The sequence below is a fragment of the Chryseobacterium mulctrae genome (assembly GCF_006175945.1).
Lineage (GTDB): Bacteria > Bacteroidota > Bacteroidia > Flavobacteriales > Weeksellaceae > Chryseobacterium > Chryseobacterium mulctrae.
This window is the reverse complement of the sequence record NZ_VAJL01000001.1, coordinates 3,377,114-3,395,484: the sequence shown is the minus strand read 5'-3', so window position 1 is coordinate 3,395,484 and position 18,371 is coordinate 3,377,114. Positions and strand designations below refer to the sequence as shown.

13 protein-coding genes are annotated in these 18,371 nt (G+C 36.2%); 3 read left to right on the top strand and 10 right to left on the bottom strand.

All coding sequences use genetic code 11. The annotated features are described in order from the left end of the window. The first annotated feature begins 724 nt into the window (after positions 1–724). Genes FDY99_RS15650 through FDY99_RS15640 form a run of 3 tightly spaced genes read left to right on the top strand, consistent with a single transcriptional unit; the run spans position 725 to position 3,593 of the window. On the top strand, positions 725–1,927 hold the full coding sequence (locus tag FDY99_RS15650; RefSeq protein ID WP_034975902.1) for a di-heme oxidoredictase family protein: 1,203 nt from the start codon (positions 725–727) through the stop codon (positions 1,925–1,927). Positions 1,928–1,929: 2 nt separating this feature from the next. Continuing rightward, positions 1,930–2,376, top strand: coding sequence for a QcrA and Rieske domain-containing protein (locus tag FDY99_RS15645; RefSeq protein WP_051879933.1), 447 nt, complete (start codon positions 1,930–1,932; stop codon positions 2,374–2,376). After that, positions 2,373–3,593 (top strand): hypothetical protein, encoded by a 1,221-nt coding sequence (locus tag FDY99_RS15640; protein ID WP_034975904.1) that lies wholly within the window; start codon positions 2,373–2,375, stop codon positions 3,591–3,593. Before FDY99_RS15645 ends, FDY99_RS15640 begins: the two co-directional genes overlap by 4 nt. A 285-nt stretch (positions 3,594–3,878) precedes the next feature. Here the strand turns inward: FDY99_RS15640 and FDY99_RS15635 are convergent, their stop codons facing one another. The 10 genes from FDY99_RS15635 to FDY99_RS15590 form a co-directional block, all read right to left on the bottom strand. After that, complete coding sequence (locus FDY99_RS15635) at positions 3,879–4,073, bottom strand: hypothetical protein (protein ID WP_034975906.1); 195 nt, start codon at positions 4,071–4,073, stop codon at positions 3,879–3,881. Between the two features lie 444 nt (positions 4,074–4,517). After that, entirely contained in the window at positions 4,518–5,309 is a 792-nt protein-coding gene (locus FDY99_RS15630) for a phosphatase PAP2 family protein (protein ID WP_034975909.1), read from the bottom strand. A gap of 210 nt (positions 5,310–5,519) precedes the next feature. Further along, positions 5,520–7,568, bottom strand: a complete 2,049-nt coding sequence (locus tag FDY99_RS15625; RefSeq protein WP_040995614.1) for a heavy metal translocating P-type ATPase — start codon at positions 7,566–7,568, stop codon at positions 5,520–5,522. A 27-nt stretch (positions 7,569–7,595) separates the two neighbouring features. Beyond that, positions 7,596–8,057, bottom strand: coding sequence for an MgtC/SapB family protein (locus FDY99_RS15620; RefSeq protein ID WP_034975913.1), 462 nt, complete (start codon positions 8,055–8,057; stop codon positions 7,596–7,598). Positions 8,058–8,068: 11 nt separating this feature from the next. Next, positions 8,069–9,799, bottom strand: coding sequence for an LTA synthase family protein (locus FDY99_RS15615; protein WP_228388333.1), 1,731 nt, complete (start codon positions 9,797–9,799; stop codon positions 8,069–8,071). A gap of 375 nt (positions 9,800–10,174) precedes the next feature. Continuing rightward, positions 10,175–11,071 (bottom strand): cation diffusion facilitator family transporter, encoded by an 897-nt coding sequence (locus FDY99_RS15610; protein WP_034975918.1) that lies wholly within the window; start codon positions 11,069–11,071, stop codon positions 10,175–10,177. A gap of 26 nt (positions 11,072–11,097) precedes the next feature. Continuing rightward, entirely contained in the window at positions 11,098–11,976 is an 879-nt protein-coding gene (locus tag FDY99_RS15605) for a bestrophin family protein (RefSeq protein ID WP_028123473.1), read from the bottom strand. 125 nt (positions 11,977–12,101) lie between these two features. Then, positions 12,102–13,376 carry an efflux RND transporter periplasmic adaptor subunit gene (locus tag FDY99_RS15600; protein WP_028123472.1) on the bottom strand — a complete coding sequence of 425 codons (1,275 nt, stop codon included), beginning with the start codon at positions 13,374–13,376 and terminating at the stop codon, positions 12,102–12,104. Between the two features lies 1 nt (position 13,377). After that, on the bottom strand, positions 13,378–17,742 hold the full coding sequence (locus FDY99_RS15595) for a CusA/CzcA family heavy metal efflux RND transporter (protein ID WP_072410604.1): 4,365 nt from the start codon (positions 17,740–17,742) through the stop codon (positions 13,378–13,380). A gap of 159 nt (positions 17,743–17,901) precedes the next feature. Next, the gene (locus FDY99_RS15590) at positions 17,902–18,231 is read right to left on the bottom strand and encodes a DUF6660 family protein (RefSeq protein WP_072410597.1); all 330 of its coding nucleotides are present in this window, start codon (positions 18,229–18,231) and stop codon (positions 17,902–17,904) included. Between the last annotated feature and the right edge of the window lie 140 nt (positions 18,232–18,371).

Here is an 18,371-nt window from a genome sequence, read left to right as displayed (position 1 = left end):
GGAATATGCAATTTTAACAAAAAGAAAAACCCTTCAAATCACAAGATTTAAAGGGTTTTGTAATAATTTGCATTTCTGCTTGCGATCCGGACGGGACTTGTTCTTATTTGAAAAACTCCCTATCCATAAGCTTTATGTCGTTCTCTTATTTTTAGGTCACCGAATAGGTCACTTTAATAAACAAAAATAGAGTGCGTCGTTTTTACTGGTGCAAAGATATGTTTTTTTTTATTTTTCACAAATAAATGTAGATCTTTTTTCTATCTCTTCCATAATCCACAGATTTTCAAATAACAAATATACCCTGCCCTAATCATTTTTCGCTTTTGATATAAATCCCCAAACCAAAAATCATTAATGAACTATCATCCTTTTTATCTTTGGTAAGTTTAGATGGTAAAATTGTATAATTTACAAAAAATAATTACCTACTACTATTAAGACGGTCAACCTTAGCACTTGGCAACCAACTGTTTCGTCTGGCTATTAAAATTTGTACACTAGGACTGTTCAATATCCACATTAATTTACTATGCGATAAAGGTTATTGTTTTTCAAGAAAAATATCCTAACAGCACATATCCTGAGATTAAATTCCGTTTCAAATTATCTAATCTTTATTTATAGTGTTTGCTATAAATGCACAGCAGTCATAAAAATAATTAGACATAGCGAAATAAAAAGTTAGATTAATCTAACTTTTTATTATATTTGAAAAAAAAACGTGAGCAAGAGATATATACCTATTATTATAATTTTCTATCTTCTTTTTCTGATCGTACAAGCTTGTGATAAACTTCAGCCTGAAGCGATAGATGAGAGTGAATTACTTGATGGCTCCATTGTGGGGTTATCATATGCTGAAAACCAACAATTTTTGCGAGGGGATATCGCCTTTAACGATGAAACCTTCACGGTCGGGAAAGGTCTTGGTCCAACCTTCGTGGCAACAAGTTGTGGAAGCTGTCATGCTGGTGATGGAAAAGGGACTCCCTTTACTACTCTTATACGTTTTGGACAGACTGACGAAACAGGAAATTTATTTTTGCTTTTAGGTGGTCCTCAATTGCAAAATAGGGCGATACCAGGTTATACTCCGGAAGCAATTCCTCCCGGAGCAACATTTTCTAAATTTACTCCGCCTGCCAATACCGGATTAGGTTTTATTGAATTGGTTTCTGATATGGATATTTTGGCAATGGCTGACCCTTGTGATACAAATAATGATGGCATCTCAGGAGTCCCCAATTATATTGATCTTCCGGCATATCAAGCACCATTCTTCTTTGCTGTAACAAAAGGAGGGAAGTATATCGGAAGATTTGGTAAAAAGGCATCCACATACAGTTTACTACAACAAACCGTTAATGCTTACAATCAAGATATGGGCATTACTTCAACTTTTAATCCTCACGATGTTTATTCAGGAATGAATGTTGATCCCGAAGTTTCTGATAAGACCATCGCAGATGTTGTATTTTATCTTCGTACATTGAAAACACCTATTCAGCGAGACGCAGAAAATAGTATCATTAAACAAGGTCAGACTATATTTTCTCAGATAAGTTGTAATAAATGTCATGTCCCGGAACTGAAAACTTCATCCTCCTCAATTTCACCATTATCCAATAAAAAGTTTTATCCGTACACAGACTTATTACTTCATGATATGGGTGCTTCTTTGGATGACAACTATACGGAAGGCACTGCGAAAACTTATGAATGGCGTACGCCTGCACTGTGGGGGTTAGGTTTATCTCCAAAATCACAAGGCGGTCAATACTTCTTAATGCATGATGGCAGGGCAAAAAGTATAGAAGAAGCAATACAGCTTCACGGGGGAGAGGCTGCAACCAGCAGAACCAATTACACTCAATTACCAGTCCAAGAAAAAGAAGCTATTATTAAATTTTTGAAATCCTTATAATTATGGACAGACTTGAATTTCTCAAAAAATGCAGTTTGGTCTGTTTAGGCTTTACTGCAATTCCTCCCATTCTTTCAGGGTGTATAAGCAATAAAATGATTTCAGGAGCGATTAAAGACGATTATATCATATTGCCTTTGGAGGATTTTATGGATACAAAATATCCTGACAAAAAATTATCCTATGTAATTATTCAAAATGAATCTCTCAAATATCCCATTTGTGTATTTCGTTTTTCGGAAACTGAGTATGAAGCATTATGGATGCAATGTACCCATCAGGGTAGCCAGTTACAAGTATTTGGAGATAAGCTACAGTGTCCTGCACATGGTAGTGAATTTTCCAACCAAGGTTTAGTACAAAACGGTCCTGCTGATCAGACCTTAAGAAAATTTCCAGTATACATAGAATCGGATTTTTTGAAAATTTCTTTAAAAAAACCGGTATGAAAAAAATTATCTATCTAATTATAATTTTAATTTTTCAGGAAGCCACAGCACAGATAGATTCTGAATTACTAAAAAGAATACCTGTAGACAGTTCTCGCTCTTTGAACATGGATGCCGTTTACAAGCGTCCCTTCTTAGGATTAGGGAAAGTGCCTGTCTCTATTGGTGGCTATGCGGAAGCCAATTGGCAGCATATCAGCACTGATGGTATATCTGATGGACATCAATTTCAATTACGTAGGATGACACTTTTTGTATCTTCTACAATTTCCTCAAAAATTAAATTTCTGAGTGAAATAGAATTAGAAGAAGGAGGTAAAGAGATTAATATTGAATTTGCTGCCATTGATGTAGAGTTTAATCCCTTGCTTAATTTGAGAGGAGGAATTATTATGAATCCAATTGGTGCTTTCAACCAAAATCATGACGGTCCGAAATGGGAGTTTACCGATCGTCCTATATCTGCTACAGAAATGTTGCCTGCTACATTCAGTAATGCTGGTTTCGGATTTTATGGAAAAATGTATAAAGCCGAGTGGATGTTCGGATACGAGGTATATCTATCAGGAAATTTTGATAATTCAATTATTGACAATAATCAAAACAAAACGTACTTACCTGCTGCCAAAAGTAATCCTGAACGTTTTGAAGAAATTAACAGCGGTGTTCCTCTTTTAACAGCAAAAATTGCCACAAGACATGAAAAAGCAGGAGAATTTGGAGTCTCTTATATGGGAGGAATCTATAATAAATTTCAGGATGAAGGTCTTCAGGTTGACGATAAAAGAAGGGTTCGGGTATTTGCATTGGATTATAATAATACACTTCCAAACCTTGGAACTTTAATTACTGCAGAATGGGCTTGGGTTAAAGTAGATGTCCCGGAAACTTATACACAACAATATGGAGACAGGCAGCATGGAGGATTTATAGACATTGTTCAGCCAATAATTAAAAGAAAAATTTTGGATTGGGAAAGAGCAACCGTTAATCTTGCATGCCGTTTAGAGTATGTAGATTGGAACGTAGGTCATTTCAGAGAAGACAACAGCAAAATTGGAGAAGATTTATGGAGTATTATGCCTGCAATCAGTTTTAGACCCAATGCACAAACTGTTTTTAGACTTAATTATAGATTTCAGAAACAGAAAGACATTTTTGCGAACCCTGCGGCAAAAACTGTAGGCTTCAGCTTTGGTATTTCAACGTATTTCTAATAATTTGCCTCCGCAGATCTTAGGATTGAGCAAAAAGTCATTCTTGAGTTAATACTCCGTGGATATTCTTTATGTTTTTGTTAAGGGACAAAAAGCAAGAAAGACTGTTTCGTAGGATTACTGGAATTAGCGAATTCAATCTAGATTTTATACATAACGACTCAATTAAATATTAATATTTGAAAATGCTCACTTATGAAGAAAGATTAAAATACGGTACATTATATTATTAAAAATATACTGAATTCCAGTATTGAAATTCAGTATTTATAAGAACTATGCTATTTACTTCTTATTCTCATCATGATGTTCTTTCTCATCGTGATGTTCTTTTTCTTGATGATGCTCGGCCTCATCGTGATGCTCCGGCTCATCTGCATGTTCAGGACCCTCGTGATGTTCCTTGTGCGGATGATGTTCTTTGTGTTCGTGATGTTCTGGATGGTCGTGTGTCTCTTTTTTTTGATCTTCGCTGTTCATAACATTTTAATTTAAAGGTGAATATTAATTTATATATGTTGTTATTTGTGAAAGGCAAATAAGATGCCAAAACAAAGCTATAATCTACTGATTTTAAATACTTTCCATTGTTTTAAACAATATTGCTTCAAACATCTAAATAATTTTAAATGTCCTTTAAAAACGTGATATGTTAAAACATTACTCTAAAAAAATATTATTTCTATCTGTCCATAGTTAACTATTGATCGTTTTAGGAAGTAGATTGATTAGTTTTTACTTTGATGATATTTAAAATGATGGTCTTTGACAGGATGAAAATATTTCTTAAATCCATATGTTATAAGAGATAGTATCAGGATACTAAAAACTATCAAATAGAATATATCTTCTGACGCAAGCCGATGCTTTCCCCTCCTGATTATTCGTCTCCTAAATCGTCTTTTAAATCCCATAATTTCTCATTTAAAAAAATAGCTGGTAATTCAAACCCAAACTTTTCTGCTGATAACTCTTCTGGAAATAAGGAGAAATCATAGATAATGTTTTTTCATTCTTACTTTTAAATAAAGTTTTGATCTTTGGATATAACCAATATGCTATCTCAGTAGAAAAAATTCCGATACCAGCACCAGACAGGACATCTGTAACCCAATGCTTATTATTGATGATTCTGTACACACTAGTAAAAATGGCAAACGGATATCCTGACAGACTGATCCAATAATTGCTGTCCCTATATTCTCTGAACATAAACTGTGCAGTTGAAAATGCGATCGCTGCATGACCTGAGGGAAATGACATATAATTTGATTGATCAGGCCGCTCCCTGCCGATCAATGATTTTGAAGGAATAACTATTGCCAATAAGATAGCTTGTGATGTTGCTAAAATGATCGTTCGATCTTTTAAGTTATGTTTCCCTCGAACACCCGCTATGTTTAAACCATAAACGAGCGCAGCTGGTACAAATAAGGTATAGTTGTCTAATTTTGAATTGTTTAATGTATGATCGTTTACCTCCCTTCTCACATCATAATCAAACTTTTTGATTTCAGGAATTGTAAAACCAATTGCACCTGCCGATATCAAGCTAACCGGAACAATAAGTTTTTTATAATCCAAAGTATCATCTCTTATTATTAAAGAATCTTGTTGAGCAGTTTTTTGCAATGACAAACTATCCTGAGCATAAATACTTAGAGAGAATTTCAGTAAAAGGATTAGTATTGAGTTTTTTTTTACATAAGTCCACATAAAAATTATATTTCTGATTTTTATTGTTCGGATCTAACATTAATAGTATTCAATTTTATATCGTAAAATTGGATGTAACTTCCCTGTTCCCATCTTTTATGGGAACTCAATCTTAATAATATGAGTGGAGGCAAATTTTCCTTAGAATTGTAATATCCTAAGGAAACAGGATACTAGAATTTGCTCTATTTTTATCTGTGATAATCTCTTTTAAAATTTCATTCTTTGAATCCTGACTGCATTGAGTATTGCAATCAAAGCAACTCCCACATCAGCAAATACAGCTTCCCACATCGTAGCCAGTCCACCAGCTCCAAGTACGAGCACGATGGCTTTTACAACAAAGGCAAGAATGATATTCTGCCAGACGATCCTTTTGGTCTTCTTTCCAATATTGATCGCCATAGGTATTTTTGATGGTTTATCATCCTGGATCACAACATCGGCAGTTTCGATGGTCGCATCGCTGCCAAGTCCACCCATTGCTATTCCAACATCACTTAATGCTACTACAGGCGCATCATTTACACCATCACCAACAAAAGCCACACTTTCATTTCTTGCTTTGATTTCTTTGACCTTGTTGACCTTATCTTCCGGAAGCAGGTCTCCAAAAGCATTGTCAATACCGATCTGCTCAGCCACATATTTTACTACAGTTGTCTTGTCACCACTTAGCATAGTCGCTTTTACATTCAAGCTATGAAGTTTTTCAACTGCTTGCTTTGCATCGTCCTTGATTCGGTCGGCAATCGTAATGAATCCTGCAAATTTTCCATCATATGCGATAGCTATCACCGTATATACGATTTTGGATGGGTCTACATCATAACCGATCTTAAATTTATCCAATAGTTTAAAATTACCCACCAGGATTTCCTTCCCATTAGCTCTCGCTTTAAGCCCATGCCCTGCAATTTCTTCAGTATCCTCTAAATTGATCGAATTGTTGATCTCTCCTACAAACTCGTGAACAGCAGTAGCCACAGGATGGGTACTTTTACTTTCAACAACATTGACCAATTGGAGAATCTCATCTTTGTCAAATCCTTCTTTAATGGTAACGTCCTGAACTTTGAAAACACCTTCTGTCATAGTTCCGGTCTTATCCATTACCACATTCTGAATCTCAGCGATCTTATCCAAAAAGTTGCTTCCTTTAAATAATATACCATTGCGGCTCGCTGCTCCGATACCTCCAAAATAGCCAAGCGGGATAGAGATCACCAATGCACACGGACAAGATATAACTAAGAAAATCAATGCTCTGTACAACCAATCTCTGAAAACATAATCATCAACAAAGAAATAAGGTACTAAGCAGATCAAAACAGCTAATGCAACCACAATTGGGGTGTAAATTCTTGCAAATTTTCTGATAAAAAGTTCAGTCGGAGCTTTTTGAGCTGTTGCATTTTGTACCAGTTCAAGGATCTTACTGAGTTTGCTATCCTCATAAGCTGTATTAACCTTAATCAAAGCTACGCTGTTCATATTGATCATTCCGGCTAAAACTGTTTCACCTTTATTTTTAGAATCAGGTTTGCTCTCTCCTGTTAACGCTGCGGTATTGAAAGACGCAGAATCGGAGATCAGTTCTCCGTCCAATGCCAGTTTTTCTCCTGATTTTAACTGAATCGTATCCCCGATTTTGGCTTCGGCAGCTTTGATTTTTTTAGGCTGATTATTTTCAATAATCGTTACCTCATCAGGACGTTGATCTAAAAGAGCCTTAATATTGGTTTTAGCTCTCGACACAGCCAGAGTCTGAAAAACCTCTCCTACTGCATAGAACAACATAACCGCTACTCCTTCAGGAAATTCTCCGATAATGAAAGCCCCTATCGTTGCAATGCTCATAAGGAAAAATTCTGAAAACACATCACCTTGTTTGATACTTTCAAATGCCTCTTTTAAAACCGGTAGGCCTACCGGTAGATAAGCAACACCGTACCAGACAATACGTACCCAGTCTTTAAACCATTCAGGCTTAATGTAATTGTCCAATGCAATGCCTGCTAATAACAATACCAAAGAAATAATCGCAGGCAAGAACATCTGAAACGCTGTTTTATCAGTTTCTGCATGATCATGTCCATCATCATCTGTATGTTGATGATCTTCCGTTTTCTTCTTTGGAGCGCAGCATCCGTCTTCTTCAACTAATTTTTTGGCTCCAGCATCTTTATAGATTTTGCCTTCCTGTGGAGTACAGCAGAGCTGCTTTCCATTTTCGTCGTAGATGTGTTTATGTTCCATAATAATATTATTTTTATGATTTTTAGGTTACTTTATATATATATCCTGGTCTGATTGTCTTCCGGTTTTTAGAATTTTTTTATACCAGCCAAATTTGTTAATACTTAAGATGAACAAGGTAAGAACAGTTGCTAAAAAAGATAACAAAAACATGTTCAGTGCAAGGGCAGATCCTATTGCCGATGCAGCCCATAAAGCAGTGGATGTTGTAAGCCCCTGCATGCTTTTGGAACTATCTTTAAATGCCAGTCCAGCTCCGATAAATCCTAAACCGGCAGGTATCGCCGCCAACATTCTCGCTATTGCAGATTTATCATCTGTAAGATGCGAGGCAACTGCCACAAATAAGCAAGAAGCCATACAGAGAACGCCAAAAGTGCGAACCCCTGCATCTTTATGGGCAGTTTCTCTTTCGAAACCTATTATCGCGCCAAAAAACAGTGCTAATAATAATTTTCCGGCAAGTAAAAGTTCAAATTTTAGATCCATTTTATATCACTTTATCTAGTTGTGGTTATATTTCCCTTTTTAATCCGCTTCTGTTTTAATCCTTCATTCTTGAAAAGATAGTAGGCCGACTGATAATTTGCTATCGCTTTTTTTACATACTGTTCAGACAGCATCTCTGGATTTTGTTTATTTTTCTCCTTGTCATACAAATACGTCTCTGTTTTTTGCTGTGGACCTAGAATAACCAATTTGTTGTTTTCCATATATCCAAGTTTCTGATAGGTACTTACAAATATTCTTGGAATATAGCTTTCGCCTAAAACATTTTTACCATAAAGATTACTCTGATATGTCCAACCTAAAAGTGCGAAAAGTGTTGGATACAAATCGATCTGAGAGCACATTTTTTCAATTCTGAATGGTTCGTTGTCGTTCAGGTTGACAATCATTGCAGGGATATGGTATTTTGCGACATCGATATCGTTCTTGCCCGCACTGCTGGCACAATGATCTGCAACAATTATAACAATGGTATTTTTGTACCAGGATTTATTCTTTATCTTTTTAAAAAACTGACCGATCGCATAATCTGTGTATTTCACGGCGCCTTCCCTTCCCGATCCCGAGGGAATATCAATCTTTCCTTCAGGATATGTATAAGGACGATGATTGGAAGTGTTCATTACAAAATCGTAAAAAGGTTTCCCCGCTGCAAATTTTTGATCTGCTTGCTTTATCACCTGATCATAAAGATTTTCATCACTAATACCCCAGGCATTTTCAAAAGTGACCTCCTTGTCTTCTATTGGTATTCTTGGAGACTGATAATCTTCCCCTACAAAAGAATTTCTTTTCCGGTCTACAATTGTGTATCCATTATTACCGAAATAATTATTCATATTATCAAAATAACCATCACCACCATATAAGAAAGAAGTATCATATCCCTTTTGACTGAAGATCGATCCTACAGTGCTCAGATTATCATTTTCTTTCCTGCGGACAATACTATTCCCCGGTGTAGGCGGAACGGCAAGTGAAAGTGCCTCCATTCCTCGCACGGTTCTTGTTCCGGTAGCATACATATTGGTAAATAAAATGCTTTGATTCGCCAATGAGTCCAACGTAGGTGTCAGATTCTGATTGTTGCCAAATGTTTTCATAAAGTCTGCACTGAAACTTTCCAATGTGATCATAATAACATTGGGCTTCTCATAGGAGTCAGCTCCCTTAATGTTACGTAAGATTGAGAAATCATTTGATAAGTAATCTGAGTTAGATTCCTGGAGATCAGTTCTCACAATATTAAACGCCACCCTATTATCGATGAGTTTATAGAAGTGTTCATAATTGATCTCGTTATTTTTATATGCAGAAAAAAAAGAATAGATTCCTGATTTTGACAGCTCATTCCGATACCTGTTTTCGCTATTCTCTGCTAAACTGTTGTCAATAAAAAATGCATAAATGACTGAAATGAAAAGCAATCCGAAAAAGATAAAGAATCTTTGTAAAAAAGGTGTACTGCCCTTAAAATTATCTGTGAAGTAATGCCTTTTATAGAAAAGTAAAAACACCAAAGAAGTCATTATTAACATGGCTGTAATGAGCAATGGCAAAGGATATGATTCATTAATATTATTGATTACTTCATAGGTATAAACCAGATAATCAACTGCAATAAAATTAAACCGGCTTTCAAATTCCTGCCAGAATGTTACTTCAGCAAAAAATGAAAACAACAATATAAGCACAGCTACATTAAAGCAAAAAAAAGTCATAGCTCTATTGAAAAGCGAATTATTATATTTCTGAGGAAATAAAAGCAGGTACAGACTGTACGGTAGCACAAAAAACACCCCTACCCCTATATCAAATAAAAATCCCAGAGCAAATACATTCAGCAATGAAAGAAAACTAATCTCTGCCTTTTGAAGGCTGGCAATAGAAAATCCTATCCTGAGGACAAAGGAAAAAATTATATATAATAAGAAAAAATTAATGAGCAGGCTATAACTGCTTCGCTTAATTTTAATTAGTTTCATAAACAAGTTTTATAAGTGATTACATCATTAATTCTTTAGAAATCAATTTTATTTGATATAGAAATAATCATTTAGATTTCATTTCATTTTCAATCTATTCTGATCATTCATCTACAAGTGTATTTCAGTTTCATCATAACCTTCATATTCGATTTGAAAAGTGGTATGGGTTATTTTAAAATCTGTCGTTGCTTTATCTATTAATATTTGCAGGAGTTCATTGCGATTTTTGTTATCATCTGCAATCACATGTGCGCTCATGGCATTAACGCCTGATGTAAGCGACCAGACATGTAGATCGTGGATTTCCTTGATTCCCGAAAGTTCTTCCAGTGAAGATCGAAGCTTGCTGATATCTACATCTTTCGGTGTACCTTCCAATAAGACATTAACCGCTTCCATAAGCAACTTTAAGGTTCTGGGAATGATTAATAGACCTATTGCCGCAGAAATGATCGGATCTGCGTAATACCATTGTGTTGTCAGCATTATCACACCTGCGATCATTACTCCTACGGATGTCAGCATATCCGACAAGACCTCAAAATAAGCACCTTTCATATTAAGACTTTCATTGGAGTCCTTTCTTATGATAAGGATACCGATGATATTGACCACAAAACCAATTCCTGCAACGATCATCATGGAGCCACTTTGCACTTCAGGAGGATTTTTAAATCTTTGAAATGCCTCATATAAAACAAATAATGAGATACCCAATAGCACAACAGCATTAATCACAGCAGCCAAAATCTCTGTGCGATAGTACCCAAATGTTTTTTCAGGACTAGCCTTTCTCTCACCAATTTTGATTGCAATAAATGCTAGGAGTAAACCGACAACATCTGTTAGCATGTGAGCAGCATCCGCAAGCAATGCAAGACTTTTTGTTGCAATTCCTCCAATGACTTCAGCAATAAGATAAGTACCACTTAGTGCTAGGACGATGAGTAAATTTTTCTTATGTCTGCTTGATGCAGATCCAGTCTGTTTATTTGTGTCGCTCATAATTTTATGTATTTACTAGATTGACTCTACATTTCGAAGTAAGTATTATTTTCTTTTTTAACAGGAATATCATTTTCTTTGATCATCTGTAAAATATTGATTTCTATAGTTTGTGCAATAGATGTCATTGGCGTATCCACAGGAGTATTCTCGAAAGGATCCTGCATGATGATTGCTGTTTTCTCAATGGCTATAAATAGCAGAGGAATAGTGATCGTTGTAATAATTTCCAAGGTGAGCTGGGAATCTTCCAATCCGAAAGGGAGTATAAAAGCAAAAACATATATAAGAGTATGCAGTAAAATACTATAGGCACGTGGAAATACCGTATTTTTCAATCTTTCACATTTTCCCATATTGTCACACAGCCTCATGAGAACTTCGTTAAGCTGAACCTCCTTGAAATCTGATACCAATCCTTTTTCGGCTATTTGTCTTAAGTGATAAGAATGTTCATCCAAAATTGCATTGGGTATATTAACAGCGTTAATCTGATGCATATTCAAATACTCCCCTACTTTACCGGAAAAAGGCTGTTTTCTTAATGCTTCGCCTAACGCATAGACCCATACGATTTGTCTTTCTGCAAATATTTTAACGTCCGCACTATCCTGAGGAATGAACTGAATAATTAATCGGATAAGAGACCTGGAATCATTAACAATAGCACCCCAAACGGTTCTTGCTTCCCACCATCTCTCGTATGACTGCGCCGTCCTAAATGCAAGTAGCAGTGATACAGCAGTTCCTAAAATTGCGGGAATGCTTAATGGAATTGATATTTTTTTGAAAATAGGATGCAGATCCAACAAACCTATACCTACAGCAAGTATAACAATCAGTAATATTTGGCTTTTAATTTGATCAATAAAATACCAGATTGAAATTTTCTTGTTTAGTAACATAACTTTTGTTTATAGATTTGATATAACATTATGATACGTAGTTCACGATTTAATTCGATTCGTAGCATAATGTTATTTTTTATTACAGCTGAAACTTTTATATAAAGGCTTTCGTAATAATAAATCTAATCTTCATGCCCTCCTGAATTAGATAATTTAGCATTGACGAAGAATGCACCTTTTACCACAATGTTTGTATCAGGTGCAATTTTGGTCACTGGAGTGATTGCAGTATAACCTAGATCTGAAGAACCTTTAACAATTTCTATTTTCTCAAAATTCAATGTTTTTCCTTGATTCTTGGTATGCGCTGCCTCTTTTGTACCTTCCTCTTTCTCACCCCCTTCTTCCTCTTCAGCATGTTCTTCAGGCTTTTTAGAAGTCTGTATGAAAACATAGAATTTACCGTCAGCTTCCACGATTGCTTCATCAGGAACGGCAGCGGTGCTTGAGTTTCCAAGGCTTACCATTCCGGTAACATTCATCCCATCGATCAACCCCACTTTATTTCCTGTAACACTCGCATGTACAGAGATCGTTTTACTCTCATTTTCGAATGACGACCCGATACTAAATACGGTAGCGTTATACAAAGTTTCCGGATTATTGGTCAGCTTAAACTGTACAGTTTGTCCAACTTTCATTTTAGGTAGATCCTTTTCAAAAACCTGAAGATCTAAATGGATAGAACTATTATCAATAATATCAAGAACTGGTGATGCCACATCAACATAACTTCCAATCTGCGCATTGATACTGCTTACGGTTCCACTGATCGGTGAAGTTATAACCAACCCAGATCGTAGATTACCATTGCTTACTTTACCCGGGCTGATCCCCATAAGCTGGAGCTGTCTCTGTAGTGATGATCTTTGGGTTCTTAAACTTTTTAATTCAGCATCAGAGCTTTGCAGATTCTTTTTTGCTCCGGCATCATTATCAAATAGTTCACGTTGCCTTCTATATTCCTGTTCAGCAAACGCGATCCTGCTGTTCACTGTAAGATATTGCTCCTGAAGCTGAATATACTCGGGATTATTGATTGATGCAATTACCTGCCCTTTCCTCACATGATCTCCTATCTGTACATTTAATGTCTTAATCACCCCACCATACAGAGAGGTAACGGTAGCTTTTCTATTGTTGGGAACACTCAATACACCATTGGCTTTAACAAGTGAGGTCAGATCTTTCATCTCAATTTTACCTAAGGAGATTCCGACTGCTTTCATTTGTTCTTCTGTTAATGCCGCGATCGTTTGCGGTGCCTCTTCATGAGCCTCCTCTACCTGTTCGGTTTTTGCTTTTACTTCCGTTTCCTCAGAGGCTTCTTTTTTTCCACAGCTTAAGACTAAAAAAGAAATTAACAGCGTAGATACTATATTATATTTAATTTTCATTTTATTTGTTTATGATAGAATTAATGGTAATAACAGATTGATTAACCTGTTGAATCGATTCGAGATACTTTAATTGAATATTGGTAGAAGTCTGAAGCGCAAAAAGATATTCAACGTAGGAAATTTCTCCTGTTTTATATCCCAATTGTCCGGCTTTAGCTATTTTCTCAGCATTGGGTATAGCCTGATTAATATAATAATTATATTGCTCTACATCCTGCTGATATTGATTCAAAGCGTTTTCCAGTTGCGCTTCCAGCTGTTTTTGCTGTAATTTTGCATTAGATTCCGCTACTTGCTTTTGGAACTCCCAAGATTGCATTCTCGCTTTTGTAGCACCGAAAGTCAGGGGAATCGTAACGCCAATAGTTGCTGCGTGAAATCTATTTCCCGCATTAAAATTCCGATCCATACCATTGATCGTCTGGGTACCGATTAAAGACTGATTGGTGTAACCTATACTGAAATCAGGTAGGCCCAGAGACCTTTCAACGTTTTTATTTTTTTCTGCTATGGTCATCTCCTGATAGTAAGACCTTACTGTTGGATGATTCGCTATTGACGCGCTGTCAAATACATAATTAGCTTTCAGGGGCTCATAATTTGTGTTATAAGGAACCGAGATGTCTCCCGAAGTATTCAATAAGGTTTTTAAGTTTTTGTATGCATTATTCAAATAAACTTCATTTTGCTTCAACAACAAATTGATCTCCCCTTTCTGAGTTTCTGCAGTATTGATCTCTATCTTTTTAATATCTCCTGATTTAAATCTGACCGTAGCAATTCTTATAAAATCCTGATATAAACTATCCAGATTTTTTAATTTTGACTGGTTAAATTGCAGATATTCGATCTGATAGTAATAGGTCCTAACCTGTCTTGCAAGTTCGTTGACCGAAATCTCCTTATTGATCTGCTTTCCTTTGATCTGTTCAGCGATAAGTTCTCTTCTTGCTTTAAACAATGTTGGAAACGGAATACTTTGAGATATAGAAAAAGATTGATCGAATTTTTTACTGTTGTATTGGCCTAACTGAGCATCTAAACTCATTTTTGGAAGTTCTTTAGCAGTAGGTTTCAGTGCCTCTGTTACTTTAATATCCAAATCTTTCGACCGCATTAAATTATTGTTGGTCAATGCGATGCTCGTAGCTTCCTCAACTGTAACAGGGGTACCTTGTTGTGCGTTAAAGGTCTGTCCAATGAATAAAAAACCTAAAACTAAAACCGCTGTCAGTGGCTTATTACCTGAAGGCTTTTTGATTTTTAGTTTAGTACTGAAGATAATGTATAACATCGGTAAAACAAAAAGAGTCAAGAAAGTTGCTGTAACCAGTCCCCCGATTACAACGGTCGCCAAAGGTTTCTGAACTTCTGCCCCGGCTCCGGTTGAAATTGCCATAGGTAAAAATCCTAATGATGCGACTGTGGCTGTCATTAAAACAGGTCTCAGACGAGTTTTAGTTCCTTCCATCACACGTTTTAAAATATTGGTTTCACCTTCCTTCTCTAACTCGTTAAATGTTCCGATCAACACAATACCATTAAGTACCGCTACACCAAATAATGCAATAAACCCAATTCCCGCGCTGATACTAAAAGGCATACCGCGAAGCATTAACGCGAATATACCGCCGATAGCACTCATTGGAATTGCCGTAAAGATCAAGGCAGCCTGCTTTAGCGAACCAAAAGTAAAATATAACAGCATAAAGATCAAAAATAATGATACAGGTACAGCAATGGTCAGTCGTTTACTGGCAGCTTTAAGATTCTCAAATTGTCCGCCATATGTATAATAATATCCTGATGGTAATTTTTCTTTATTAAGCTTCTGCTGGATTTCTTCTACTACACTTTCTACATCTCGGCCTTTTACGTTAAAACCAATGACGATTCTCCTTTTACCTGCCTCACGACTAATCTGTGCGGGGCCAAGTTTATAATTGATATTGGACACCTGTGAAAGCGGGATCTGTATTCCTGTCTTCGTAGACACCATCAGATTGTTGACATCATCAATACTGGTTCTATGTAAACTATCCAAACGAACCACCAGATCAAACCTTCTTTCATTCTCAAATACCTGACCTGCAGCCTGACCTGCAAAAGCAGTACTTACAGCAGTATTTACGTCTTCAATATTCAGCCCGTAATTAGCCATTCTTGTGCGGTCATATTCAACATTAATTTGCGGAAGACCACTAACACGTTCGATCTGTGGAGCACTCGCACCATTAACAGACTGAATAATTTTTGCTGTTTTATCCGCATATATCGCTAAAGAATCTAAATTTTCACCGAAAATTTTAACCGCTACATCTTGTCTGATTCCTGTCATCAACTCATTGAAACGCATCTGGATCGGTTGATTTTTTTCGAAAAATACCCCGGGAATAGCTTCAAGCTTTTCAGAGATCTCATCTGCTAATTCATCATATGATTTTTTTGTTTTCCATTCACTTTGCGGTTTTAAGATCACCATCATATCAGTAGCTTCAGGAGGCATTGGATCAGTAGGCACTTCAGCAGCACCGGTCTTCCCTACAACCATTTTAACTTCGTCAAACTGCTTGATCAGCCTGGAGGCCTGCATAGAGGTTTCAATACTCTGACTTAATGAACTTCCCTGTGGAAGAATACAGTGAAAAGCAAAATCACCTTCTTGGAGTTGAGGGATAAACTCGCCCCCCATTCTTCCAAATATAAATAATGAAACTGCAAATAATGCAACAGTAACACTTACTAACCAATATTTTACTTTTAAAGCTTTCTCTAGTAGAGGTTGATAGATTTTTTGGAGTCGGTTCATCATTTTATCTGAGAAATTTTCTTTATGCGAGATTTTCTTCGATAAAAAAAGTGCACTCATCATTGGAATATAGGTCAATGATAATATCAATGCACCAAAGATTGCAAAACCTACAGTTTTAGCCATCGGAGTAAACATCTTACCCTCAACACCTACTAACGTTAAAATAGGAATGTAGACAATCAAAATAATAATCTCCCCAAATGCTGCGCTGCTTCTGATTTTAGAAGCTGAAAGAAATACCTCTTCATCCATCTCAGACTGGGTAAGAAGACGTGTTGTTTTCCGCAATCCTAAGTGATGAAGAGTCGCTTCAACAATAATAACAGCTCCGTCGACAATTAATCCAAAATCAATCGCCCCTAAACTCATTAAGTTGGCACTTACTCCGAAAACGTTCATCATTCCCAAAGCAAAGAGTAAGGACAACGGAATGGCAGATGCCACAATAAGACCGGCTCGTAAATTACCGAGAAATACTACCAGCACAAAAATCACTATCAACGCTCCTTCGATAAGATTTTTCTCGACAGTATCAATAGCTCTGCCAACTAGATTAGTTCTGTCTAAATAAGGCTCAATAATCACATCAGTAGGTAAAGATTTTTGAATAGTTGGTATTTTTTCTTTGATTAATTGCACTACCTCATTACTATTAGCACCTTTAAGCATCATCACCACTCCACCTACAGCATCCACCTCACCATTAAATGTCATGGCACCATATCGAACCGCACTTCCCAAACGAACCTCAGCAACATCTTTAATGAATATAGGCACACTCCCTGTTTCATTTTTAACTACAACATTCCCAACATCTTCAAGAGAGGTCACAAGTCCAATTCCACGGATAAAATAAGCATTAGGCTTTTTGTCAATGTAGGCTCCGCCTGTGTTCTGATTATTTTTTTCAAGAGCTGCAAAAATATCAGAAATACTAACTCCCATCGCTCGTAGACGATCAGGGTTAACAGCGACCTCATATTGTTTTAGCTGTCCTCCGAAGCTGTTAATCTCTGCAACTCCGGGAGTACCATTAAGCTGTCTTCGAACGATCCAGTCCTGCATTGTACGAAGTTCTTTGGAATCGTATTTTTTCTCACTTCCTTTCTTTGGATGAAGGATGTATTGATATACTTCCCCAAGTCCTGTACTTACCGGAGCCAACTCTGGTGTGCCAATTCCTTTTGGAATTTCTTCAGCAGCCTGCTTCAGCTTTTCACTGATCAATTGGCGGGCAAAATAAACGTCAACCTCTTCTTTAAATACAACAGTGATTACAGACAAACCGAATCGTGAAATACTTCTGGTCTCCTCAATATCAGGAACATTAGCAATACTCTGTTCTATAGGGAATGTCACCAACTGTTCAACTTCCTGACCGGCCAAAGTAGGACATACCGTGATTATTTGAACCTGATTGTTGGTGATGTCGGGTGTGGCATCGATCGGAAGTTTGGTTGCGCTCCAAACTCCCCAAATAATCAACAACAAGGTCATTATACCAATGACAATCTTGTTCTTGATGCTAAATCTTATGATTTTATCTAACATGAGAATATAATTTTTATTGAATGTCACAACTACCTTTTGGAACAACTATTTGTTCTAAAAATCGAGCGACAAAAATGAGTAAGAATACAACGCAATGCTATTGCAATGTTTCCATAACTGTTTTGACGAAAGACAATTCTTCCGTCTGATTAACAAAAATTATATTTTAGGAGGTTGCCATATCTGATCGTACACCAAATATGCAAAGTCATTCTTTATGAAAAGAATTTTTTTAGAATAGTACTCTTTTATCTGTTTACGATATTCTAAAACAGGATTTATTTTGAGCGAAGTAACGCTGATTCTGCAGCAATTACAATAACAAAAAGGAGAACAAGAATCTGTTTTTGAATGAGCATCGTTTTGCTCAGATTTTATATAGGAATATGATACATTTTCATTTTTTGATTGCGCTTTTGCAACATCCATGCATGGCATTAATGATAATGCCATGAAGTAGACTGTAAAAAGCAATCTTAGAAAATTCATGCGACAAAGTTAATTATTTTATATTTATAAATATATATTAAATTTTATCTATTTTTTTAAAATTTATTACTAACAAGACTTTTAAAAAAAATTATTTATACTACAGTATCTTACAAAGCACAAATCTCTTTTAATAATCC